The sequence below is a fragment of the Patiriisocius sp. 208BN25-11 genome (assembly GCF_058147145.1).
The window spans coordinates 42928-63451 of sequence record NZ_JBYVJY010000013.1; the positions used below are offsets into that span (position 1 = coordinate 42928).

General features: G+C 38.3%; 20 protein-coding genes. 9 read left to right on the top strand and 11 right to left on the bottom strand.

What is annotated here, in order from left to right; all coding sequences use genetic code 11:
* Nucleotides 1-7 precede the first annotated feature (7 nt).
* Nucleotides 8-754, top strand: a complete 747-nt coding sequence (locus tag ACY2RS_RS13345) for a uroporphyrinogen-III synthase (protein ID WP_490099167.1) — start codon at nt 8-10, stop codon at nt 752-754.
* Nucleotides 755-830: 76 nt separating this feature from the next.
* Here the strand turns inward: ACY2RS_RS13345 and pckA are convergent, their stop codons facing one another.
* Together pckA and ACY2RS_RS13355 are read right to left on the bottom strand one after the other, a co-directional pair.
* Nucleotides 831-2441: a phosphoenolpyruvate carboxykinase (ATP) gene (pckA, locus tag ACY2RS_RS13350; RefSeq protein ID WP_490099168.1), complete on the bottom strand. Its 1611-nt coding sequence runs from the start codon at nt 2439-2441 to the stop codon at nt 831-833.
* A 249-nt stretch (nt 2442-2690) separates the two neighbouring features.
* Entirely contained in the window at nt 2691-3095 is a 405-nt protein-coding gene (locus tag ACY2RS_RS13355) for a DUF423 domain-containing protein (RefSeq protein WP_490099169.1), read from the bottom strand.
* 69 nt (nt 3096-3164) lie between these two features.
* Between ACY2RS_RS13355 and ACY2RS_RS13360 the strand changes: the two genes are divergently transcribed.
* The gene (locus tag ACY2RS_RS13360; protein ID WP_490099170.1) at nt 3165-4535 is read left to right on the top strand and encodes a saccharopine dehydrogenase family protein; all 1371 of its coding nucleotides are present in this window, start codon (nt 3165-3167) and stop codon (nt 4533-4535) included.
* 120 nt (nt 4536-4655) lie between these two features.
* Here ACY2RS_RS13360 and ACY2RS_RS13365 read toward each other — a convergent pair whose 3' ends face one another.
* Both ACY2RS_RS13365 and leuS read right to left on the bottom strand, forming a co-directional pair.
* Nucleotides 4656-5345, bottom strand: coding sequence for a zinc metallopeptidase (locus ACY2RS_RS13365; protein WP_490099171.1), 690 nt, complete (start codon nt 5343-5345; stop codon nt 4656-4658).
* 378 nt (nt 5346-5723) lie between these two features.
* Entirely contained in the window at nt 5724-8606 is a 2883-nt protein-coding gene (leuS, locus tag ACY2RS_RS13370) for a leucine--tRNA ligase (RefSeq protein ID WP_490099172.1), read from the bottom strand.
* A gap of 594 nt (nt 8607-9200) precedes the next feature.
* Between leuS and ACY2RS_RS13375 the strand changes: the two genes are divergently transcribed.
* From ACY2RS_RS13375 to ACY2RS_RS13400, 6 genes are all read left to right on the top strand, one after another.
* Nucleotides 9201-10079 (top strand): cell division protein FtsX, encoded by an 879-nt coding sequence (locus ACY2RS_RS13375; RefSeq protein ID WP_490099173.1) that lies wholly within the window; start codon nt 9201-9203, stop codon nt 10077-10079.
* Nucleotides 10063-10404, top strand: a complete 342-nt coding sequence (locus tag ACY2RS_RS13380; protein WP_490099174.1) for a hypothetical protein — start codon at nt 10063-10065, stop codon at nt 10402-10404. Before ACY2RS_RS13375 ends, ACY2RS_RS13380 begins: the two co-directional genes overlap by 17 nt.
* 175 nt (nt 10405-10579) lie before the next feature.
* On the top strand, nt 10580-10837 hold the full coding sequence (locus ACY2RS_RS13385; protein WP_490099175.1) for a DUF3098 domain-containing protein: 258 nt from the start codon (nt 10580-10582) through the stop codon (nt 10835-10837).
* On the top strand, nt 10838-11632 hold the full coding sequence (locus ACY2RS_RS13390; RefSeq protein WP_490099176.1) for an undecaprenyl-diphosphate phosphatase: 795 nt from the start codon (nt 10838-10840) through the stop codon (nt 11630-11632).
* Nucleotides 11633-11783: 151 nt separating this feature from the next.
* Nucleotides 11784-12500 carry a tRNA pseudouridine(55) synthase TruB gene (gene truB / locus ACY2RS_RS13395; RefSeq protein WP_490099177.1) on the top strand — a complete coding sequence of 239 codons (717 nt, stop codon included), beginning with the start codon at nt 11784-11786 and terminating at the stop codon, nt 12498-12500.
* Nucleotides 12501-12525: 25 nt separating this feature from the next.
* Nucleotides 12526-13227, top strand: a complete 702-nt coding sequence (locus ACY2RS_RS13400) for a hypothetical protein (protein WP_490099178.1) — start codon at nt 12526-12528, stop codon at nt 13225-13227.
* Between the two features lie 3 nt (nt 13228-13230).
* On the opposite strand, the gene ACY2RS_RS13405 is transcribed toward ACY2RS_RS13400, so the two are convergent.
* On the bottom strand, nt 13231-13857 hold the full coding sequence (locus tag ACY2RS_RS13405) for a thioredoxin family protein (protein WP_490099179.1): 627 nt from the start codon (nt 13855-13857) through the stop codon (nt 13231-13233).
* A 77-nt stretch (nt 13858-13934) separates the two neighbouring features.
* On the opposite strand from ACY2RS_RS13405, the gene ACY2RS_RS13410 reads away from it, so the two are divergent.
* Nucleotides 13935-14501 carry a DNA-3-methyladenine glycosylase I gene (locus ACY2RS_RS13410; RefSeq protein WP_490099180.1) on the top strand — a complete coding sequence of 189 codons (567 nt, stop codon included), beginning with the start codon at nt 13935-13937 and terminating at the stop codon, nt 14499-14501.
* Here the strand turns inward: ACY2RS_RS13410 and ACY2RS_RS13415 are convergent.
* From ACY2RS_RS13415 to ACY2RS_RS13440, 6 genes are all read right to left on the bottom strand, one after another.
* Nucleotides 14498-14848, bottom strand: a complete 351-nt coding sequence (locus ACY2RS_RS13415) for a hypothetical protein (RefSeq protein ID WP_490099181.1) — start codon at nt 14846-14848, stop codon at nt 14498-14500. The two genes, ACY2RS_RS13410 and ACY2RS_RS13415, sit on opposite strands and share 4 nt — an antisense overlap.
* A gap of 158 nt (nt 14849-15006) precedes the next feature.
* Nucleotides 15007-16734 (bottom strand): agmatine deiminase family protein, encoded by a 1728-nt coding sequence (locus ACY2RS_RS13420; protein WP_490099182.1) that lies wholly within the window; start codon nt 16732-16734, stop codon nt 15007-15009.
* A gap of 93 nt (nt 16735-16827) precedes the next feature.
* Nucleotides 16828-17469 carry a leucyl/phenylalanyl-tRNA--protein transferase gene (aat, locus tag ACY2RS_RS13425; RefSeq protein WP_490099183.1) on the bottom strand — a complete coding sequence of 214 codons (642 nt, stop codon included), beginning with the start codon at nt 17467-17469 and terminating at the stop codon, nt 16828-16830.
* On the bottom strand, nt 17466-18842 hold the full coding sequence (locus tag ACY2RS_RS13430; protein WP_490099184.1) for a short-chain fatty acid transporter: 1377 nt from the start codon (nt 18840-18842) through the stop codon (nt 17466-17468). Before ACY2RS_RS13430 ends, aat begins: the two co-directional genes overlap by 4 nt.
* A gap of 223 nt (nt 18843-19065) precedes the next feature.
* Nucleotides 19066-19449: a DUF3127 domain-containing protein gene (locus ACY2RS_RS13435; protein WP_490099185.1), complete on the bottom strand. Its 384-nt coding sequence runs from the start codon at nt 19447-19449 to the stop codon at nt 19066-19068.
* Between the two features lie 156 nt (nt 19450-19605).
* Nucleotides 19606-20433: a flavin reductase family protein gene (locus ACY2RS_RS13440; protein WP_490099186.1), complete on the bottom strand. Its 828-nt coding sequence runs from the start codon at nt 20431-20433 to the stop codon at nt 19606-19608.
* Nucleotides 20434-20524: the final 91 nt, after the last annotated feature.

The following is a 20524-nucleotide window of genomic DNA, read 5'->3' on the forward strand; positions in this document are numbered from 1 at the left end:
TAAGCTTATGAAAGTGAAAACTATTTTAGTTTCTCAACCTGAACCAAAGGTAGAAAACTCCCCTTATTTTGATCTTATCGACAGACAAAAGGTAAAAATAGACTTTATTCCTTTTATCCATGTCGAAGGTGTCTCTGGAAAAGAAGTACGCTCTCAAAAGGTAGATCTAAATAATTTCACTGCAATTATTTTAACAAGTCGTAACGCTGTTGATCACTTTTTTAGAATTGCAGAAGAACTACGCTTTAAAGTACCAGATACAATGAAGTACTTTTGCCAAAGTGAAGCAGTAGCCTATTACCTTCAAAAATATGTGGTGTACCGTAAGCGTAAAATTTATGTAGGTAAAAGAACATTTACCGAGCTATCGCCACTCATTAAAAAATACAAGACAGAAAAATTCTTACTTCCTGCAAGTGATAAACTAAAATCGGAAGTACCTAGAGTTTTAAACGACTTAAAAGTAGATTGGACAGAGTCTGTATTCTACAAAACGGTAGTTAGTGACTTAAGCGATTTAAGAGATGTTTATTATGACATCTTGGTATTCTTTAGTCCAAGTGGAATTGAATCTCTTTTTGAGAACTTCCCAGACTTTAAACAAAACGATACGCGCATTGCTGTCTTTGGAAACACCACAGTAAAAGCATCTGTAGAAAAAGGATTGCGTGTAGACATCCAAGCACCTACTCCAGAAACACCGTCCATGACGATGGCTCTTGAAAAATATATTAAAGAAATGAATAAGAAGTAACATTCTTATCACACCAACAAAAAAAGCCCGGTTTCAAATCTGAAATCGGGCTTTTTATATATCATCCAGTGAGCTGCTATCCTTTTAAAGGAGCTCCTGCTAAAATCTCTTCGTTTGCATACGATTCAAACTGTTTGAAGTTTGCCTTAAAGGAAGCTGCTAATTTATGAGCAGTTTCGTAATAACCTTCGTCATTATTCCAAGTACCTCTTGGGCTCAACACCTCGTCTGGCACATTAGGACACGTTCTAGGTTGGTTTAATCCAAATACAGAATGTATGTGGTAATTATCAGCATTTGCCGCGTCTAATGATCCGTCCATTGCCGCAGTAATCATGGCACGCGTGTACTTCAATTTCATTCTTGAACCTATTCCGTAAGGACCACCCGTCCAACCTGTGTTTACCAACCAAACATTTACACCAGCTTCTGTCATTTTCTTACTGAGCATCTCTGCATACTTTGTAGGGTGTAATGGCATAAATGGTGCTCCAAAACAAGCAGAGAAACTTGGTACTGGCTCGGTAACTCCAGCTTCGGTTCCTGCTACTTTTGCTGTATACCCACTAATAAAGTGATACGCAGCTTGGCCAGGAGTTAGCTTCGAGATAGGAGGCAGTACACCAAAGGCATCTGCAGTTAAAAAGAATATGTTTTTAGGATTCTTCCCTGAAGAAGGCACCTGTATATTATCAATATGATGTATTGGGTAACTTACACGTGTATTTTGGGTAATAGAAATGTCTTCAAAATCAACTTTTCCATTGGCATCCATAATTACATTTTCCAAGATGGCTCCTGGTTTAATTGCATTATAAATGTCTGGCTCATTAGCTGCAGAAAGGTTAATTACTTTTGCATAACACCCACCTTCAAAGTTGAAAATTGTGTTTTCTGAAGTCCAACCGTGTTCATCATCACCAATTAATTTACGCGCTGGATCTGCAGACAAGGTTGTTTTTCCTGTCCCAGACAAACCAAAGAAAATAGCCGTCTCGCCATTGTCTCCTACATTGGCTGAACAGTGCATTGGTAACGTATTTTTGTAAACTGGCAAAATGAAATTTAAGGCAGAAAAGATTCCTTTCTTAATTTCTCCAGTATATCCTGTACCTCCAATAAGTGCAATTTTCTTTTCAAAATTTAAAATTGCAAAATTGTGTTGACGTGTTCCATCTACAGCAGCATCTGCCATAAACCCAGGTGCATTTACAATTACCCATTCAGGATCAAAACTTTCAAGTTCAGCTTCTGTTGGGCGTAAAAACATATTATAGGCAAACATGTTTGACCAAGGATATTCATTGATCACACGTATGTTTAATTTATAATTTTCATCTGCACAAGCATAACTATCGCGTACATACACTTCTTTGTCTGAAAGGTAGTTTGTGACCTTTTCATATAAGGCATCAAATTTATCAGCATCAAAAGGAATGTTGATATCTCCCCACCACACTTTATCTTCTGTCACAGCATCTTTTACAATAAAACGGTCCATAGGAGAACGCCCTGTAAACTCGCCAGTATGTACTGCAAGTGCGCCGTTATCCGACTCTTTTCCTTGTCCTTTTTGTAATGTTTCTTGGTGTAATGCTGCTGCAGAAAGCTGGTAGTTTACTTTTGCATTTTTGATTCCGTATTGTGCAATCGAAATCGATTTCGTAGTTTGGTTATCAGCCGCCATACTTTTGTTTAATTGTTGTCCCGCAAAAGTAACAAAACATCCCTATATACTAGGACTATATTTCCTTATTTATCCTAATTTACTGTTAATAAGTTCTTCGTTAAAAAACAATATGGTGCCATCCTTCGGAAATTTTAATACTCAAAAACCTTCCTATGTATTTATACTAGTGATCAAACCAAAAAGGATAGTGCAATTGTACGCTCAAAAAAGCAAAGAATTTGACTTCTAATATTTCCGAAGTACAACTTAAGAAATTTGAGTTCCTTCTTTTACAACACCATACACAAGACGCGCCCAACCCAAGATAAATAACAGACCTCCAATAGGCGTTATGGGACCCAAAAAAGAAACCGAAAAGGGTACTATGCTTTTTAAAGCCAGAAAATATAAGGACCCCGAAAAAAACAACACCCCAAAAACAAAAAATCGAAGGACCCACTTCGTTGTTTTTGCAGGCAATACATTAGACAACCCTATTGTAAACAATGCCAATGCGTGGTAAATCTGGTAGCTAACACCTGTTTCAAAAATAGCCAAAGAGGCTTCGGGAATACGTGCTTTTAGACCATGTGCACCAAAGGCACCTAGCACAATAGCTATGGCAGCCAAGACACTAGCAGTAATCACTATTTTTTTATGGTATTTTATCATGGTGTACGCTTCAAATTTGTATTTTCGTCACTGCCTTTTCTTGCTATAAAGGTAACCAAAACCATACAGATGAGAAACATATTAATAATAGGCGCCGGACGTTCTGCTACAAGTTTAATAAAGTACTTACTAGACAGAAGTGAAGCAGAAGAATTATTCTTAACCATTGGCGACCTCAACATACAAAATGCACAAAAATTTACCAGCGGACACCCTAACGGGCGTGGTATTTTACTAGACGTATTTAACGAACCGCAACGTAGAGAAGCGGTAGAAAATAGTGATTTAGTGATTTCTATGCTTCCAGCACGATTTCATATTGAAGTAGCGCGCGATTGTATTGAATTTGGAAAACACTTAGTGACTGCATCCTACATTAGTAATGAAATGCAACTCTTAGATCCTATGGCAAAAGCCAAAGGCTTGGTCTTTATGAACGAGATTGGTCTAGACCCAGGTATCGACCACATGAGTGCCATGCAAATTATAGACGACATCAAAGACAAAGGTGGAAAAATGCTTTTGTTTGAAAGCTTTACAGGAGGACTCGTAGCACCAGAAAGCGACAACAATTTATGGAATTATAAATTTACTTGGAATCCTAGAAATGTGGTATTGGCTGGACAAGGAGGCGCCGCAGAGTTTATTCAAGAAGGAAAATTTAAATACATCCCGTACAACAGACTCTTTAGAAGAACAGAATTTATTGAAGTGGAAGGTTACGGCAAATTTGAAGTCTATGCCAACCGAAACAGTTTAAAATACCAAAGTGTCTACGGTCTTGAAGATGTGCTTACTTTATATAGAGGGACCATTCGTCGTGTAGGATTTAGCAAAGCTTGGAACATGTTTGTACACTTAGGAATGACAGACGACACCTACACCTTACCAAATTCTGAAAACTTAAGCTACCGCGAATTTGTAAATAGCTTTTTACCCTACTCACCGACCGATAGTGTGGAACTAAAACTACGTCATAGTCTAAAAATTGACCAAGACGATTTAATGTGGGAAAAAATTGAAGACCTCGATTTTTTAAATCCGACCAAAACCATTGGTATTAAAGATGCCACGCCAGCTCAGGCCCTTCAAAAAATATTGATGGATAGCTGGACACTAGCGCCAGAAGACAAAGATATGATTGTAATGTATCACAAATTTGGATACGAACTCAATGGTAAAAAACACCAAATAGATAGTAATATGGTAGCCATTGGTGATGATCAAACCTACACCGCGATGGCAAAAACAGTTGGTTTACCAGTAGCCATGGCAGCATTACGAATACTTAATGGAGAGATTACAACTCCAGGAGTGCAATTACCAATCAAGAAAGAAGTGTACGAACCTATCTTGAAAGAATTACAAGAGTTTGGTATTCACTTTACGGAAAAAGAAGTGCCGTATTTAGGCTACAACCCGATGAGTGTAGTTGGGTAATTGATTAACGATTGTTGATTGGTGAGATAATAAAAGGTGATTTTGTCAAAGAGGTTTCGTCCCGAAGTATCGGGAGCGCTCAACCTGACAAAATCACCTTTTCTTTGTATTGTTACGCTACTATCGTCTATTTAAAAACATCATTATAAAGTATAGTAGAGTTGCTAAAGACCCAAGCGCAGCAACCAAATAGGTTCTTGCTGCCCATTTTAAAGCGTCTTTAGATCCTGCCAATTCATCTTGCGTTACTATGTTTTCATTCTCTAACCATGCCAAGGCTCTATTACTAGCATCATACTCTACAGGTAAGGTAATAAAAGCAAAAGCAGTTGTAACCGCAAATAACAAAATACCTAATAGAAATATATTGCTTCCAAAAGCAGAACCTCCAACCGAAAGTGCTAACCCTGCCATAATTACAATATTCGATAACTTACTAGCAATCCCTACTGCAGGTACTATCTTGCTACGCATGGTCAACCAACTATAGGCAGTGGCATGCTGTATGGCATGACCAACTTCATGGGCAGAAACCGCTGCAGCAGCAGCATTGCGCTCATGATAGACTACTTCACTCAAATTAACGGTTTTGTTTTGCGGATTGTAATGATCTGTTAATTGCCCTTTCACACTAATCACCTCAACATCGGTAATGTTGTTGTCTGCCAGCATTTTCTCGGCAATTTCTTTACCGCTCATGCCATTGCGTAAGGTAAGTTGCGAATAATGTTTGAATTTGCTCTTTAACTTGTTGCTTACAAAAGAACTCACCAAAAAGATTAGTCCCGCAACAATATAATATCCCATCATAATAGTCTCATTTTTTGTTTGATTTAAAGATAACAAAAAGTGTGCTATTTCAATATACCTGACAAAAAAGCGTTTTAAGATGTTGGATGACCGATGACCGATGACGGGTGTTGAATGTCGAATGTCGAAATTTAAATAAAGTATACAGTAGGCAGATTGAATAATTTGAAAATGGTATCAATAACATAGATGCTTTGCTCCCTTTTGTCCCGAAGCTTCGGGAGGGGTACACAAAGCTTGGTGCCGAATAAAATTTTAGATTCACTTCAAAACCTCAACTCTTAAAGACATAAACTTCTAAGCTACTCCCCAACTTTGCTTCGTTGAGCCTTTGTAACTTCAGTAAAGCCTGCAAAAAGAACAAGAACTTGGTGAGGGTTATCCAACAATATTAATAATCTTTCCGGGTACCACAATCACTTTCTTAGGCGTGCGGCCGTCGAGTTGTTGTATGGTTCTTTCATGCGCCATCACAGCAGCTTCGATATCTTCTTTGCTCATATCTAGTGGTAACTCCATTTTAAAGCGCATTTTACCATTAAAAGAAATAGGATATTCTTTGCTACTCTCTACCAAATGACTTGGCTCAAATAGTGGAAATGGGGCTTCAGAAATACTCTGGGTATTGCCAAGCTTACTCCACAATTCTTCTGCAATATGCGGTGCGTAAGGAGAAATTAAGATGGTTAAAGGTTCCAAAATTTCTTTATTGTTACACTTCTGAGCGGTTAGCTCATTTACAGCAATCATAAATGTAGATACAGAGGTATTAAAACTAAAATTCTCGATATCGTCTTCTACCTTCTTAATGGTTTTATGCAACACCTTTAGAGCTTCTTTGCTTGCAGGTGCTTCGGAAATGTTAAATGCCTCTTCTGCGCCCGTATGAAACAAACGCCAGAGCTTTTTCAAGAAACTGTGTACTCCAGAAATCCCAGCCATGTTCCAAGGTTTTGCTTGCTCCAACGGACCTAAAAACATCTCGTACATACGCAAAGTATCTGCGCCGTACTTGCTACAGATATCATCTGGGTTGACGACATTAAACCAACGTTTAGACATTTTTTCAACCTCACGTCCCACAAAATACTTTCCATCTTCAAGAATATATTCAGCATTTTCAAATTGCGGTTGCCACTTTTTTAATGCATCAATATCTATCTCATTAGAAGTATTCACAATATTAACATCAACACGTAATTCCTCAACCTCGTACGAATCTTTCAATCCTTTAGAAACAAATTTATTGGTTCCAGAAACTCTATAAACAATAGCACTCTCTCCCAGAATCATTCCTTGGTTAATCATTTTCTGGAAGGGTTCTTTTACAGGCACATGTCCCATATCGTATAAAAACTTTACCCAAAAACGGCTGTACAATAAATGTCCTGTACCGTGTTCGCTACCACCAATATACAAGTCCACATTTTGCCAATAGTCTAAGGCTTCTTTGCTCGCAAAAACGGTATCGCGATGCGCTTTTTCCATGTACCTAAAAAAGTACCAACTACTTCCTGCCCAACCCGGCATGGTGTTTAGTTCTAGAGGAAACACTGTTTTGTTATCTGCCAACTGGTTACTGACCACTGCGCACTTTTCTGTATCCCAAGCCCAAACATCGGCGCGACCTAGAGGTGGCTCACCTGTTTCGGTGGGTAGGTATTTTTCAATTTTTGGAAGCTCTATTGGTAAGTGCGCTGCATCGATCATTTGCGGCATTCCGTTTTTGTAGTATACTGGAAATGGTTCTCCCCAATAACGTTGTCTTGAAAATACGGCATCACGCAAACGGTAGTTTGTTTTCCCAGCGCCTGCTCCAATTTTCTCTAATTCGTAAATGGCAAGTTTTACCGCTTTCTTATATTTCAAACCGTTTAAGAAATCGCTATTGGCAATCACTGCAGTGTCTTTATCGCTAAAGGCACCTTCGCTAATATCAACCCCTTCAAACACATTAGGAATTAGCAAGTCAAAATGTTTTGCAAAATCGTAATCACGTTGATCTCCAGATGGTACTGCCATGACAGCTCCTGTTCCATAGCCTGCCAACACATAATCGCCAATCCAAATCTGGATAGGTTCTTTGGTAAATGGATGCTCTGCATAGGCTCCTGTAAAGACACCACTAATGGTTTTTACATCTGCCATACGTTCGCGCTCACTTCGCTTTGCGGTAGCTTGCACATAGGCCTCAACTGCTTCTTTTTGTTCTGGAGTGGTGAGTTTTGCCACCAATTCGTGTTCTGGTGCTAAGGTCATAAAGCTCACCCCAAAGATGGTGTCTGGGCGTGTGGTAAATACATCAATGGTCGGGGACGTCTCGACTGCGCTCGACGAGACATCGGGCTTTACTTTAAAAGTAACCGTAGCCCCAACAGATTTTCCAATCCAATTGCGCTGTGTTTCTTTAATTGACTCACTCCAATCTACTGTATCTAAATCTTGCAACAAACGTTCTGCATATGCAGAGATACGCATGCTCCATTGTTTCATCTTTTTACGAACAACTGGATATCCTCCACGCTCACTTACCCCATTTACAATTTCATCATTTGCCAACACGGTTCCTAATTCTGGACACCAGTTTACTTCCGTTTCAGCCAAATAAGTAAGCCTATAATCCAATAGAATTTCCTGTTGCATTTCCGAAGAAAAACCAGCCCACTCTTTTGCTGTAAACAGGGGTGCATTGTCATCACACACCGCATCTACATTTGCATTTCCTTCTGCTTCAAATACTTTGATTAGTTCTGAAATATGATATGCTTTGTTACCGTGTCTGCAATACCAACTATTGAATAACTCGGTGAAAATCCATTGGGTCCATTTATAGTATTCCGGATTTGAAGTACGTACTTCTCTACTCCAGTCGAATGAAAACCCAATAGTATCTAACTGTTTTCTATACCCCGCAATCACATTTCCTTGCTTATCTGTTCCTCCCTCGATATTTACTTGGGTAGTTTGCGCAGGATGCTGTCCGGTTTGGATAGCATACTGCTCAGCAGGCAAACCAAAAGAATCGTAGCCTTGCGGATGCAATACATTAAATCCTTTATGGCGTTTGTAACGCGCATAGACATCACTTGCAATATATCCTAACGGATGCCCCACATGCAGTCCTGCACCAGAAGGGTAAGGAAACATATCTAACACATAATACTTAGGCTTATCGCTGGTATTGCTCGCGTGAAAGGTTCCATTTTCAGCCCAATGTTTTTGCCATTTGGCTTCTATTTTATTAAAATGATACTTGCTCATTACTCCTGCTTTTTGAAGGGGCAAATTTAAAGGTATTGTTTGAAATGTTAAAGGGATGAAGGGGTTTATCTTTGTTAGAAGTTTGATGACGGATGTCTTGTTGAAATCGAAATCGAAACTGAAATCGAATTTGAAAAGTTAGAAAATTTGTGTTGAAGGTTGAAATGCGCTTGGGAAATGTTATTGATAACTGTAACGTTTTAAAAAAATGTCTTTTTAAAAACATAGTGTCTTAAACCCTTTGACTTCCGAAGTTTCGGGACAGAGTGTCAATAATCAAAAGGTAGAAAATTAAACATGGCATGCTGTCCCGAAACTTCGGGAGTAGAAGCTTTTTTGCATTCATCAACTTCTAAACACATAAACCCATAAACTTATAAACTACTTTGTCCCTTTGCATCTTTGCACCTTCAACAAAACATCTAATAGCGAAGCGGTCTATCTTCTTGCAGAGAACGACTTCGTGCCGCCGAAGCTTTAGCGAAGGAGCAAGTGAACGGTCCAATAGCAAAGCGGTCTATTTCCGCTACACTGTTTCAATGATTTTCGTACTTTTACGGCACAACAATTCCAACTAATTCTAGTTATATAGCTATGGCATCATCTTTCGAAAAATTTCAGAAACGCAGATTAATCTCTTCTTATTTTTCGGTGGTACTTAGTATCTCATTGGTCTTATTTTTACTAGGTATTCTTGGCTTGCTGGTCTTAAACAGTAAAAAAGTAGGCGATTACTTTAAGGAGCAAATACCTTTAGTGGTGTTTTTAAAAGATACCGCCAAAGAAAGTGAAGTTACCCAATTAAAGCAAAGTTTAGCATTAGCCGAGTATACCAAAGAAGCAATTTACGTTACCAAAGAACAAGCTGCAGAAGAACACAGCGCTACCATTGGTGAAGATTTCATGGAATACCTAGGAGATAACCCGCTGCAAAATAGTATTGATGTACGTCTACGTGCAGGATTTGTAACCCCAGAAAAAATTGAAGCTATTGTGAGCGAACTCAAAGACAAAGACTTTGTGGATGATATTGTCTATGACAAACCCTTGATAGAAAAACTCACTGATAATGTTACCAAAATTAGTTTCTGGATATTGGTCATTGCTGCCTTGTTTTTAGTGATTGCAATTTTATTGATCAATAGTTCGATTCGTTTATCGGTGTATGCAAAACGCTTTACCATAAAAACCATGCAAATGGTGGGCGCAACCAAACGATTTATTAGGCGTCCTTTTATATGGAAGAGCATTCGTTTTGGAATTGTAGGTGCCTTGTTGGCAATGGTGGGAATGGCAGTGGTATTGTATTACAGCAACAAAAGTTTTCCAGACCTTCAATTACTGCAAGACAAAGTAATGCTAGGGGCCTTATTTGGCTTTGTATTCTTAATGGGAATCTTCATTTCGTGGGCCAGCACCTATTTTGCAACACAGCGCTTTTTAAATCTTAGAACAGATGACTTATATTACTAAAATTTCAGCAGTACTAGGTATCTTATTTTTATTTCAAAGTTGCATTATCGGAGGCAACACAAAGGCAGAGGACTGTGTTATCAAGAAAATAACAGTCGATAAAATATATGAAGGCGGCGTAAAAGACATTGTATTTGAAGAAGCAAATGGTGACTATTACTACATAAACAGGGGCCTTGAACAAGGACTTACCCTAGAAGAATTAGAAAAAAAGTTACTCAATAAAGAAATCACCTTACATGTATTTGAATTCTGGTTCGGATCAGAAAGTAATCATATAAGCAGACTTGCTTTGGAAGATGAAATTGTATTTTCAGAGTTTTAATTTCCTACCTTTGCAGCTTCGAAAAGATCATTAGACTTTAAAATCTGTAAATAATATTATTATCACCCTTCATTTAAAAAGGAAGAAAAAAGTCTCCCTTTGAAGGGAGATTTAGAGGGATGTTACAGGATTTGAAATTAAGAACATAAAACACACCCATTTTTGGGTATTGCCTATGGGAGAGAAAAAAAGAAAAGAAACCGCTAAAACACATTTTATCTTTGAACGTAAAAATTACATTTTTATGGGCATTGGTGCTGCTGTAATTGCCTTAGGCTTTATACTTATGGCCGGTGGTGGTAGCGACGACCCTAATGTGTTTAATCCAGAAATCTATAGCTGGAGACGCATACGCTTAGCTCCTGCACTTATTTTAATTGGCTTTGGCATCGAAGTATATGCCATATTACTAGACACGCGTAAAAAGAAATAAATGGAAGTATTAGACGCGATTATCCTTGGTGTCATTCAAGGATTTACAGAGTTTCTACCTGTGTCTTCTAGCGGACATCTAGAACTCGGAAAAGCCATTTTAGGAGACAATTCAATCCCAGAAGAAAGTTTATTGTTTACCGTAGTGCTTCACTTTGCAACAGCGCTCAGTACCATCGTAGTATTTAGAAAAGACATTCTAGAAATTATAACAGCCTTACTGAAATTTTCTTGGAACGAAGAAACACAATTTGTCACCAAAATTGTGCTTTCTATGCTCCCCGCTGTGATTGTTGGTTTATTATTTGAAGAACAACTGGAAGCTTTTTTTGGAGGTAATATTGCCTTTGTAGGCGCCATGCTATTGGTTACTGCTCTGCTCCTTTGGTTGGCAGATCGATCAAAAAATACAGGAAAACCTGTATCATTTAAAGACTCTCTCATTATTGGAGTTTCTCAAGCTATTGCTATGCTACCGGGTATTTCTAGAAGTGGTGCTACCATTTCGACATCAGTGTTGCTAGGAAATGATAAAAGCAAAGCAGCGCGTTTCTCTTTTTTAATGGTAATTCCGCTTATCTTTGGTAAGATTGCTAAAGACCTACTAGGAGGCGAATTAACCTCTGAGGCGACTAATTTTACAACACTAGGTTTAGGCTTTGTAGCTGCTTTTGTAAGTGGCTTGATTGCTTGTACTTGGATGATCAAACTGGTAAAGAAAAGTAAGCTCTCCTACTTTGCCATCTACTGTGTGATTGTAGGACTCATTGCAATTGGCGTAGGGCTTTATAATTAAAATGAAAATTGTATTAATATTTCCCAAACCCTTCCGCGTGTCGCTGAAGCTTTAGCGGAGGCACAAAGGGATTATCAATGAAATTTTTAGTTCATCTTTTAGGATTGAGGAAAAAACTATAAATTTCATCTTAGTAAAATTCAGGTAACAAATGGAAATAGCATCACTACAAAAAGAAGACTATCAAGCAGGGCAAGTGTTGTTACTTGACAAACCCCTTGATTGGACTTCTTTCCAGGTAGTGAATAAGGTACGTTGGTTAATTCGTAAAGAATTTGACATTAAAAAGATCAAAGTAGGCCATGCCGGTACGCTGGATCCTTTAGCCACTGGATTACTCATTCTTTGTACAGGAAAATTCACTAAACAAATTGAAAGCTACCAAGCGCAACATAAAGAATACACAGGAACCATTACCCTTGGTGCTACCACACCTAGTTACGACCTTGAAACCGAGGTAGACCAAAGGTTTGATACTACTAAAATTTCCGAAGATAACATTACAAAGGCCACCCAACAATTTATAGGCGATATCTTGCAACAACCTCCCCTTTTTTCGGCCTTGAAAAAAGAAGGAAAACGCTTATACGAATATGCTAGAGCTGGCGAAACTGTTGAAATCCCAAAGCGACCTGTGCATATTTTGGACTTTGAAATTACGGGTATCGAAATGCCACATGTGCATTTTAGAGTCGCTTGTAGCAAAGGAACCTACATTAGATCTTTGGCACACGATTTTGGAAAAGCTTTAGACAATGGCGGACACTTATCTGCGCTACGTCGTACTAAAATTGGAAACTTTTCCGTTGAAAATGCGATGAGTCTAGAAGATTTTATGGCTTATTTTACCAATTGCAAAGACAACTAAGCCACAAAATTGCTATCTTAAACTTATGAATTTCAACTATTCATACCGAGCATTTTTAGTCACCTCCCTTTTGTTTGGAATCTTGTTCCTTACCTTGTGGAGCATTCGCTTATCTTCGGAAATTCCCGAAACACAAGAAACACTTCCTATTGAATATGAAATGTTGCCCGCTCCAGAGGAAACACTCGCAGCCGAAGCCCCTACAAAAATAACGACCAATAGGGCCTATAATGAAGCAGAACGATTTATAAAAGAAGCCGAAAACGAACGCCTCGAGACAGAAGACACCCAAGAAACAACTGAAACGGAAGCTACCATTTCCGAAGATTTTAGCACAAATACGCAAGATGCTTTACAAGAAGCCAAGCAACGATTGCAACAACAAAAAGCTGCAGCAGCTACAAAAAAAGAAGCCAAGAAGGCTTCAAAAGAAAAAGGTGCTAATACCAAAACTACCATACGCTATAGCCTAAAAGATAGGAAAGCCATGCAGCTTCCTAATCCAGTGTATGTGTGTGAGGCTGGTGGCAAAGTAGTTATTACTATTGAAGTAAATGAACTTGGTAAGATTTTAAAAGCAAGCTATAACAAAGCATCTTCTACGACCACCAATGGTTGTTTAATAGACAGCGCACTTGAGTATGCAAATAAATCTCGATTTAACACCAAAGCAGGCGCAACTAAGCAATTGGGTACGATTACCTATTTATTTCCTGGACAAGGATAATGTTTATTTCAACAAGCGTTCTATGTCTTCTACAATAGACACCCCTTTATCTTTGGTATACCAAACTTGCAAATCTTCTTTAAATTCTGGCGTTAACCAACCATGTTCTGCCTTATAATTGGCTACCATTTGCGTTGCCACAGAAGGTCGAGGGCCCCATTCTCCTAACACTACTTTTGATGCATTATCAATAGCAATTAGTTTAGGAATAGACATTCCGCCATTGGTTAAAAAGTGTTGCATTAGAGCTACATGCTCATCACGCAATGCTACTTTGAAATCTACATGAGGCGCAATTGCTGCAATTTTATTGAGCACTGGCATTGATTGTGCTGCGTCTCCACACCAGCTTTCGGTCATGACCAACCAAGTTACTTTCCTTTCATAATGAGAAAAAAGTTCTTGTGCACTTTCTGAAATTTTAATGGTTTTATCCAGGCGTCGCATGCGCACATCATTGAGCTTGGTATAATTGCTTAAGGCTCCGGTTTGATTTGGGCCTGTACTGGTTTCTGTTGCTACATGATTTGATACCAGTTCGCGATATGCTTCATAAGATATTGCAGTATCTAGAGCATCTGTTAATAATTGTTCTTTTGTTTTGATAGTTTGTAGGGTTTCTGTCTTCATAGACTTTAAGACGATTTTATTATTGTAAACTTACTATCTTTAATTTTTTGAAAATAAATTTTTAATAAATTTTAACTATGGATGACAAAAGAAGATGCGAATGGTGTGGCACAGACCCCTTCTATGTAGCGTATCATGACACCGAATGGGGAGTGCCTGTTCGTGATGACAAAACCTTATTCGAATTCTTGTTATTAGAAACCTTTCAAGCGGGGTTAAGTTGGATTACCATATTAAAAAAACGAGAAAATTTCAGAAAAGCATTTGACAACTTCGATTATAAAAAAATTGCACTGTATGAAGGTGAAAAAATAGAAAGTCTGTTGCAGGATGCTGGTATTATAAGAAATAAACTAAAAGTGTACAGTGCTGTTACCAATGCGCAAAACTTTATGAAAATTCAAGAGGAATTTGAGAGTTTTTCTAGGTACATCTGGAACTTTACAGATGGAGAACCCATTACCAATCACTTTGGCTCTATGAAAGAAGTACCCGCTAATACCCCATTGAGTGATCAAATAAGTAAGGATTTAAAAAAACGCGGATTTAAATTTGTAGGCACCACCGTTGTGTATGCGCATATGCAGGCCACTGGTATGGTGAATGATCATGCTACCTATTGTTTTAGGCATCAAGAAGTTTAATTAGAACTTACTGTTGCCACATACGGATTGTTTGTAACATCCATTTGTAAGGCACGTAATGTTTGTATGTAACGTGTTCTATGTGTTTGTGAAATAGGTTGCTCTGATTGAAATAACTTCTCAAACCATTTCTTTGCAGCTACGTACTCACTTTTAAAATAATAGCCGTTCGCTAATTTTTTGTAAATCGCTGGAGTTCCATAGCCATCTTGGGCATATTGTTCGTAGACTTTAATAAGATCGATGTCTTTATTTACATCTGTTTTCTGTACTTGTGCTGTTTGGGCAATAGCGGTAATACTCATGCAGAAAAAGCATAGTACTGCTAGAAATTTTAGGGGCTTCATAAGTATAATTCAAATTTGGAAATTCAAATATGGGTAAAACTTTTAAAAAAAGCAAACACATTAGACATAACGCACTGATTTGTAAGATATTTCATCTTTCAAAACAAAAAAAGCCACGATGACCGTGGCTTTTTGATTTTTATAGCTGTTTTGAGAAATTACAACTTTATTATTTTTTTGGTCGTGCTTCCAAATTGTCCTGTAAAGGTAGCAAACAAAGTACCTTGCCAATTTTCTTGTAATGCTAAGGTTAGTGTTCCGTTACCTTGTGTTACATCTTGTTGATATAATTCTTGACCTAACATATTTGTGATTGTCACAGTAAGTCCACCAGACACATCTTTAAATTTAAAAGAAACCGCATCGCTTGCAGGATTTGGAAATGGACCTGTAATGGTATTTATATTAAAATCTGTAGTCCCAAGTTCACCAACTTGAATTTCCCAATATCCTTCTGGAGCAACAATAGGTCTTGTGATTGATTTGCCAGATACAGCTTCGGCCCAAATATAGTATTCTACGTTTTCTGAAGCTACTGGGATCGTAGCTGTCCAAATATCATCGGTAGTTAATGCCATTGCTGTTTCGGCATATGCTGTTTCACCAACTTCTCTGTAATATACTTTTGCAGCAGCAACACCCGAATTATGTTTTATACTTGCCTCAATGGTTACGGTTGTATTTTCTGGAGATTCGGCTATGGGCTGGTGTACAATCCACAGTGGATCAGAAACACCAATGGTATGCGTAATGCAGTGTATAGCACCTACCAATGCTATTAAATTTTCTCCTGCGTTATCTACATCAATACCTACAATATTATATCCAGGCATTAATTCTTGCCATTGTGCAAGTGCTGGCCCATCTACTGAGGGTCTATAGGTAGGTACTAAAATGGTTTTGTTTACAAAAAGAGCATTGGTATAGGTCCTGTAATACCCACCATTATCAGGATAATTGCCATTTGGACTTGGAGGCGCATCGATCCAATTTACTTTGTAAGGCGTTCCAAAAGGAGTCAACTCGTTAGTTAATACTTCTTCGATATTCGCTTCTATTTGTGGGCCATCTGCAACGCCATCTGGGTATCTACTAACCACCAATGTTTCTTCATCAAGCAGCTTCATGTGCATATCTATATGATTAATGACATCAAAAGGTAGGGCTGGCATTTTGATATAGTTTTGAATCCCCATATAATCTTCCATAATCTGGTCGATTTGCGCTTCTGTTTTTGCAGAAACACCATAAGGATTTCCAGCTTCATTTTCTTCTAAGATAAGTTCAGATGCAAAGGCATTTCCCAAACCATCACTCATGTAATTTCCTCCTGTGTTTACCAAATCGTTAGGAGCTGTATCTGTAACATACAAAGGAATCCCCGCAAGACTTGCATGACCTTCTGGCACTGTATTATCATTTGGTCTTGGTCTGTTGTAAATCCAATCTGTTAAAGCCCTGTCTCCTACTTCATTTTCATAGACAGTATTTGCAGCATAATCTCTAATCCAGATACTATCCCAATCCCTATCTAAAAAAATGACATTTGTTAAATCTACCCCAGCATTGGTAAGAGTATTTATCACAGAATTCTGGTTTTGAGTGGTAATCATGACTTTACACTCTTCTACACCAGCGGCTACTATTTGAGTTAAAATTCCATCAAAAGCAGGCTCCCAAGTGATCACTAAATATTCTACCTCTTCCCACTCTGCAGCCGCTCTCACAGGAACAGAGGGTGGTGGCGTCATGGTAAAGTTTGTAAATTGATACTCTGCAATTAATCCTTGTTCTTCAGCTGTAATAGTATGCGGTATTTGCGCGCTTACAAATGAAGTGACAACTAATAATATGAAAATTGTAATAGCGTGTAGATAATTTTTCATAGTGTAATTTTTTATAAAAATCTGAAATTTTAAGCAATATTCAGGGTCTTAAGGATATTTATATGAGATAATATTTCAGAATACACGGTCATGCTAGTCAAAATGAGATAAAAAAACAGCTCTATCTATCTCCCTAGCCCCTAGGCTTTCTAGATGCTTTGTATATACCTGGCAATCGATAAGACGGTATTCTTGTTTGAGAACCCAAGCTACTAAATGCGCAAATGCAATTTTTGAAGCATCGGTCTTTTTACTAAACATACTTTCGCCACAAAATAGTTTGTTGATTGGCAAATGAATCCCATACAATCCGCCTACTAAGGCATCACCCTCCCAAACCTCAACAGACATAGCAATATCTTGGTGATGCAATGTAATATAAGTTTCTTTCATTTCTGGGCTAATCCAAGTACCCTCTTGATCGTCTCTAGGAATAGCGGCACAGGCATCTATCACTGCTTCAAAAGCAGTATTAAAAGTCACTTTAAAGGGAGTGATGCGAAGTGTTTTTTTAAGTGATTTTGAAATTTTAAATTCGCTTGGATAGAGTACCATTCTTGGGTCTGGGCTCCACCATAAAATGGGCTCGTCTTCAGAAAACCAAGGGAAAATTCCTTTTGTATAGGCAAGCAAAACGCGCTCTGGAGACAAATCACCACCAATAGCTACAATGCCGTGTTCATTGGCTGATTTAGGTTCGGGAAACCATAATGTTTCATCTAAGATAGGTATCATATCACTAACAATCCAATAATATACACCGCACTCCCTAGCAACATTAAAAGCAAGGTATAAGGTAAAATTTCTCGCGCTTTTAACTTGGTGATGCCTAATAATGGTAAAGCCCAAAAAGGTTGTAGCATGTTGGTAATTTGATCCCCATAAGACAATGCCATAATTGCTTTGGGTAGCGGCACTCCTAATTTTAAAGCAGATTCGATTACAATAGGACCTTGTATGGCCCATTGTCCGCCACCACTTGGCACAAAAACATTGACCAGTCCCGCACTTATAAATGTAAAAATAGGAAGCGTTCGGGTAGTAGCAATCGACACAAAAAAGTCTGAAATTTGAACCACCATTCCACTATCCTTCATAATACCCATAATTCCAAAATAGAGTGGAAATTGAATTAAAATTCCAGTAGCCCCTTTGATGGCTTCCTCTAAAGCATTTAGAAAGTTTTTAAAATTTCGGTGTAATAAAAAAGCAAGCCCTAGCATAAAGAAGTTGAGTAAGTTGGGTGTGATAGCCAGAGTGGTGAGTTGTTCCCAATATTGATACAAAAAGGCTACTAATACCAAGGTTCCAAATCCCATACCCAAAAGGGTAGATTGGTCCAATTTTTCGGCACCTTTTAAAGATGCTTTGCTTACTGACTCAGGTTCATAAATTGGCAAATTAATCGCTGTGGTAGAGACTCGCTTACTAATCCAATATAACAAGGTGGGCACTAAAACTAATAAAATACCAAACAAGCTAAGGTTATAGGTACTCAGCACAGTTTGATCAAAACCAATACTTGCTGGAAGTTGTGCTTGTATTGCAGCATCGCTAATGCCGTTCATTAAACTTTCTATATGCCCATTTTCTGCCACTTTTAAAGGTGCCGAACCACTGATACCTCCATGCCAAATCATGAGTCCTACATATCCCGCAGCACCAACGAGAGGATAATTAATCGCAAAGCCTCTAAGCTGTGCAGATTCTGCTACTTTTCTGGCTAGGATCGCTCCAAAAATGAGCCCTAAGCCCCAGTTAAAAAAGGAAACTATCATGGTTGTTACACTTACCAAAATTACAGCTGAGGCCGTAGAGTGAACATACTGCGTTAATTTTCCTATGAGATTATTAAGTGGCTTGCTAAGAACTAAAATATGGCCTAACACCAAAATAAGCATCATTTGGTAGGCAAATACCAAGAGCCCATTGCTCCAAATTCCTTTTTCCCAGAAGGATAAAATGGCTAATAAATGCTGCTCATCTTGCGGTGGCTTTGTAAACACAAGAGCCAAAACAATAGTCGCTATGGTGAGCAGCACTGCAATTACAAAAGGAGAAGGTAGTACTTTTTTAAAAATATTTTCTATGGATTGGGTGATTGGCATTTGGTAAAAATAAGAAAATTGAAACGCATTAACTTATAGAATCAAAAGTGTACAAACTAAAAAAGACTGTTCAAAAAGTGGCTTTTAATGTCTATTTGATTCGATTGAGAACTAAACCTATGAATACTTACAATAGGTTTCTCCCGAAGCTTCGGGAGCGCTCAACCAGACAACTAGCGAACACTTATTTTAAACAGTCTTTTTGCTTTAAGCAATACAACTTCTAGAAAGGAAGATCGTCGTGATCTGCTTCATTTACGTTGCTTGCAGGTTCAAAAGCATCTGCAGGTGGCATTGGCGGCATTGCGTTTGCTGCAGGCGCTCCTTGTCCAACTCCTTCAATTCTCCAACCCTGGATAGAGTTAAAATATCTCGTTGTGTTTGTTTTTGGGTCTAACCACTCACGCCCTCTAAGATTGATGCTTACTTTCACATCTTGTCCTGGTGCATAGTTGTTTAACAATTCTGTTTTGTCTTGCACAAACTCAATCATGATGTGCTGTGGGTACTGCTCTTCGGTAGTTACTACCAGCTCTCTTTTTCTAAAGCCGTTGCTACCAAATGTTTGTGTTTCTCCTACTAGTTTTACTTTTCCTTGTACTTCCATACTGTTACTTTTCCATCATACGCTTTTGTTTTTTGCGTTAATGGCCATCTTTAAAAAATTAATATTTACGTATTTGGTTTCCCTAGCGCTTCCGCATTATTTTTAAAATTTCCGAAGCGAGTTTCTATATTTTTCTTCGGAAATATGAGTTGGTTTTTATTGTGTTAGTGCATTCCAAGCGCCGTCTACATCTCCAAACAGAAGAAATTTTTGAACGGCATCTGCGGTATGCTCTGAAACAGTTGTTATGTTTGCTGCACCTCCTGGCAATACTTCTACATTTGCTAACATGGCCAAATCGTTGCCCGTAAGCAATGCACTTGTTCGAACGGCAGTTGGCAATTGATCAAAACCTATGCCTAATGTACTGAGTGGTTTTGGCACTTCAAACATGCCTTCTTTGGCTCTTCCGTACCAATTGCCTCCCATTCTTGATACTGGATCTAATAAGACAGGATCTATTTTTCCATCGGCATCTAAAATGGCTTCATTGATGTGCATTTTAAGTACTTCACAAATCACTAGGTTTCCAGCGCCACCTTCGGTTCCTAGGGAAACTACTTCATTTACCTTACATTCAAATTGTACGGGCGCCTCTGCCACTCTGGGTGGTTGTATGGTTTCTGAAGCTAACTCTGTCAAGCCTGCTTTTGTAAATTCATTCACTCCAGCAGCATACTCGGTACTTGACAAGGACATTTGCTGTACAATAGCATAATTTACCACATTAATCACCACCTCTTTGACTTCTAATACATTTTCATAGGTATGCTTGGTGGTGTTATCTCTTCCACGTCTGGCAGGAGAGAATATCATGATAGGCGGATTGGCACTAAACACATTAAAAAAGCTAAAAGGCGAAAGGTTTACATTTCCTTTAGCATCTATGGTACTAGCAAATGCTATAGGTCTAGGTGCTACAGCTCCTAACATATAGCCATGTAATTGGCCAGTAGATACTTCTTTTGGATCAATGGTTTTCATAAACACAAAGATAGTAAATACACAAGGCTGTAAAAATTAGGTTATACAATAATATCAACATAATTCCATTATATTTAGCGACACCTAATGT

Excerpts from the sequence above, each read along its gene's own strand:
- ACY2RS_RS13430 (WP_490099184.1), bottom strand. The coding sequence starts at position 18,842 with ATGCCAATCACCCAATCCATAGAAAATATTTTTAAAAAAGTACTACCT.
- ACY2RS_RS13410 (WP_490099180.1), top strand. The coding sequence starts at position 13,935 with ATGGATGACAAAAGAAGATGCGAATGGTGTGGCACAGACCCCTTCTAT.
- truB (WP_490099177.1), top strand. The coding sequence starts at position 11,784 with ATGGAAATAGCATCACTACAAAAAGAAGACTATCAAGCAGGGCAAGTG.
- ACY2RS_RS13435 (WP_490099185.1), bottom strand. The coding sequence starts at position 19,449 with ATGGAAGTACAAGGAAAAGTAAAACTAGTAGGAGAAACACAAACATTT.
- aat (WP_490099183.1), bottom strand. The coding sequence starts at position 17,469 with ATGATACCTATCTTAGATGAAACATTATGGTTTCCCGAACCTAAATCA.
- ACY2RS_RS13355 (WP_490099169.1), bottom strand. The coding sequence starts at position 3,095 with ATGATAAAATACCATAAAAAAATAGTGATTACTGCTAGTGTCTTGGCT.
- ACY2RS_RS13415 (WP_490099181.1), bottom strand. The coding sequence starts at position 14,848 with ATGAAGCCCCTAAAATTTCTAGCAGTACTATGCTTTTTCTGCATGAGT.
- ACY2RS_RS13405 (WP_490099179.1), bottom strand. The coding sequence starts at position 13,857 with ATGAAGACAGAAACCCTACAAACTATCAAAACAAAAGAACAATTATTA.
- ACY2RS_RS13420 (WP_490099182.1), bottom strand. The coding sequence starts at position 16,734 with ATGAAAAATTATCTACACGCTATTACAATTTTCATATTATTAGTTGTC.
- ACY2RS_RS13360 (WP_490099170.1), top strand. The coding sequence starts at position 3,165 with ATGAGAAACATATTAATAATAGGCGCCGGACGTTCTGCTACAAGTTTA.
- ACY2RS_RS13400 (WP_490099178.1), top strand. The coding sequence starts at position 12,526 with ATGAATTTCAACTATTCATACCGAGCATTTTTAGTCACCTCCCTTTTG.
- leuS (WP_490099172.1), bottom strand. The coding sequence starts at position 8,606 with ATGAGCAAGTATCATTTTAATAAAATAGAAGCCAAATGGCAAAAACAT.
- ACY2RS_RS13375 (WP_490099173.1), top strand. The coding sequence starts at position 9,201 with ATGGCATCATCTTTCGAAAAATTTCAGAAACGCAGATTAATCTCTTCT.
- ACY2RS_RS13440 (WP_490099186.1), bottom strand. The coding sequence starts at position 20,433 with ATGAAAACCATTGATCCAAAAGAAGTATCTACTGGCCAATTACATGGC.
- pckA (WP_490099168.1), bottom strand. The coding sequence starts at position 2,441 with ATGGCGGCTGATAACCAAACTACGAAATCGATTTCGATTGCACAATAC.
- ACY2RS_RS13345 (WP_490099167.1), top strand. The coding sequence starts at position 8 with ATGAAAGTGAAAACTATTTTAGTTTCTCAACCTGAACCAAAGGTAGAA.
- ACY2RS_RS13385 (WP_490099175.1), top strand. The coding sequence starts at position 10,580 with ATGGGAGAGAAAAAAAGAAAAGAAACCGCTAAAACACATTTTATCTTT.
- ACY2RS_RS13380 (WP_490099174.1), top strand. The coding sequence starts at position 10,063 with ATGACTTATATTACTAAAATTTCAGCAGTACTAGGTATCTTATTTTTA.
- ACY2RS_RS13365 (WP_490099171.1), bottom strand. The coding sequence starts at position 5,345 with ATGATGGGATATTATATTGTTGCGGGACTAATCTTTTTGGTGAGTTCT.
- ACY2RS_RS13390 (WP_490099176.1), top strand. The coding sequence starts at position 10,838 with ATGGAAGTATTAGACGCGATTATCCTTGGTGTCATTCAAGGATTTACA.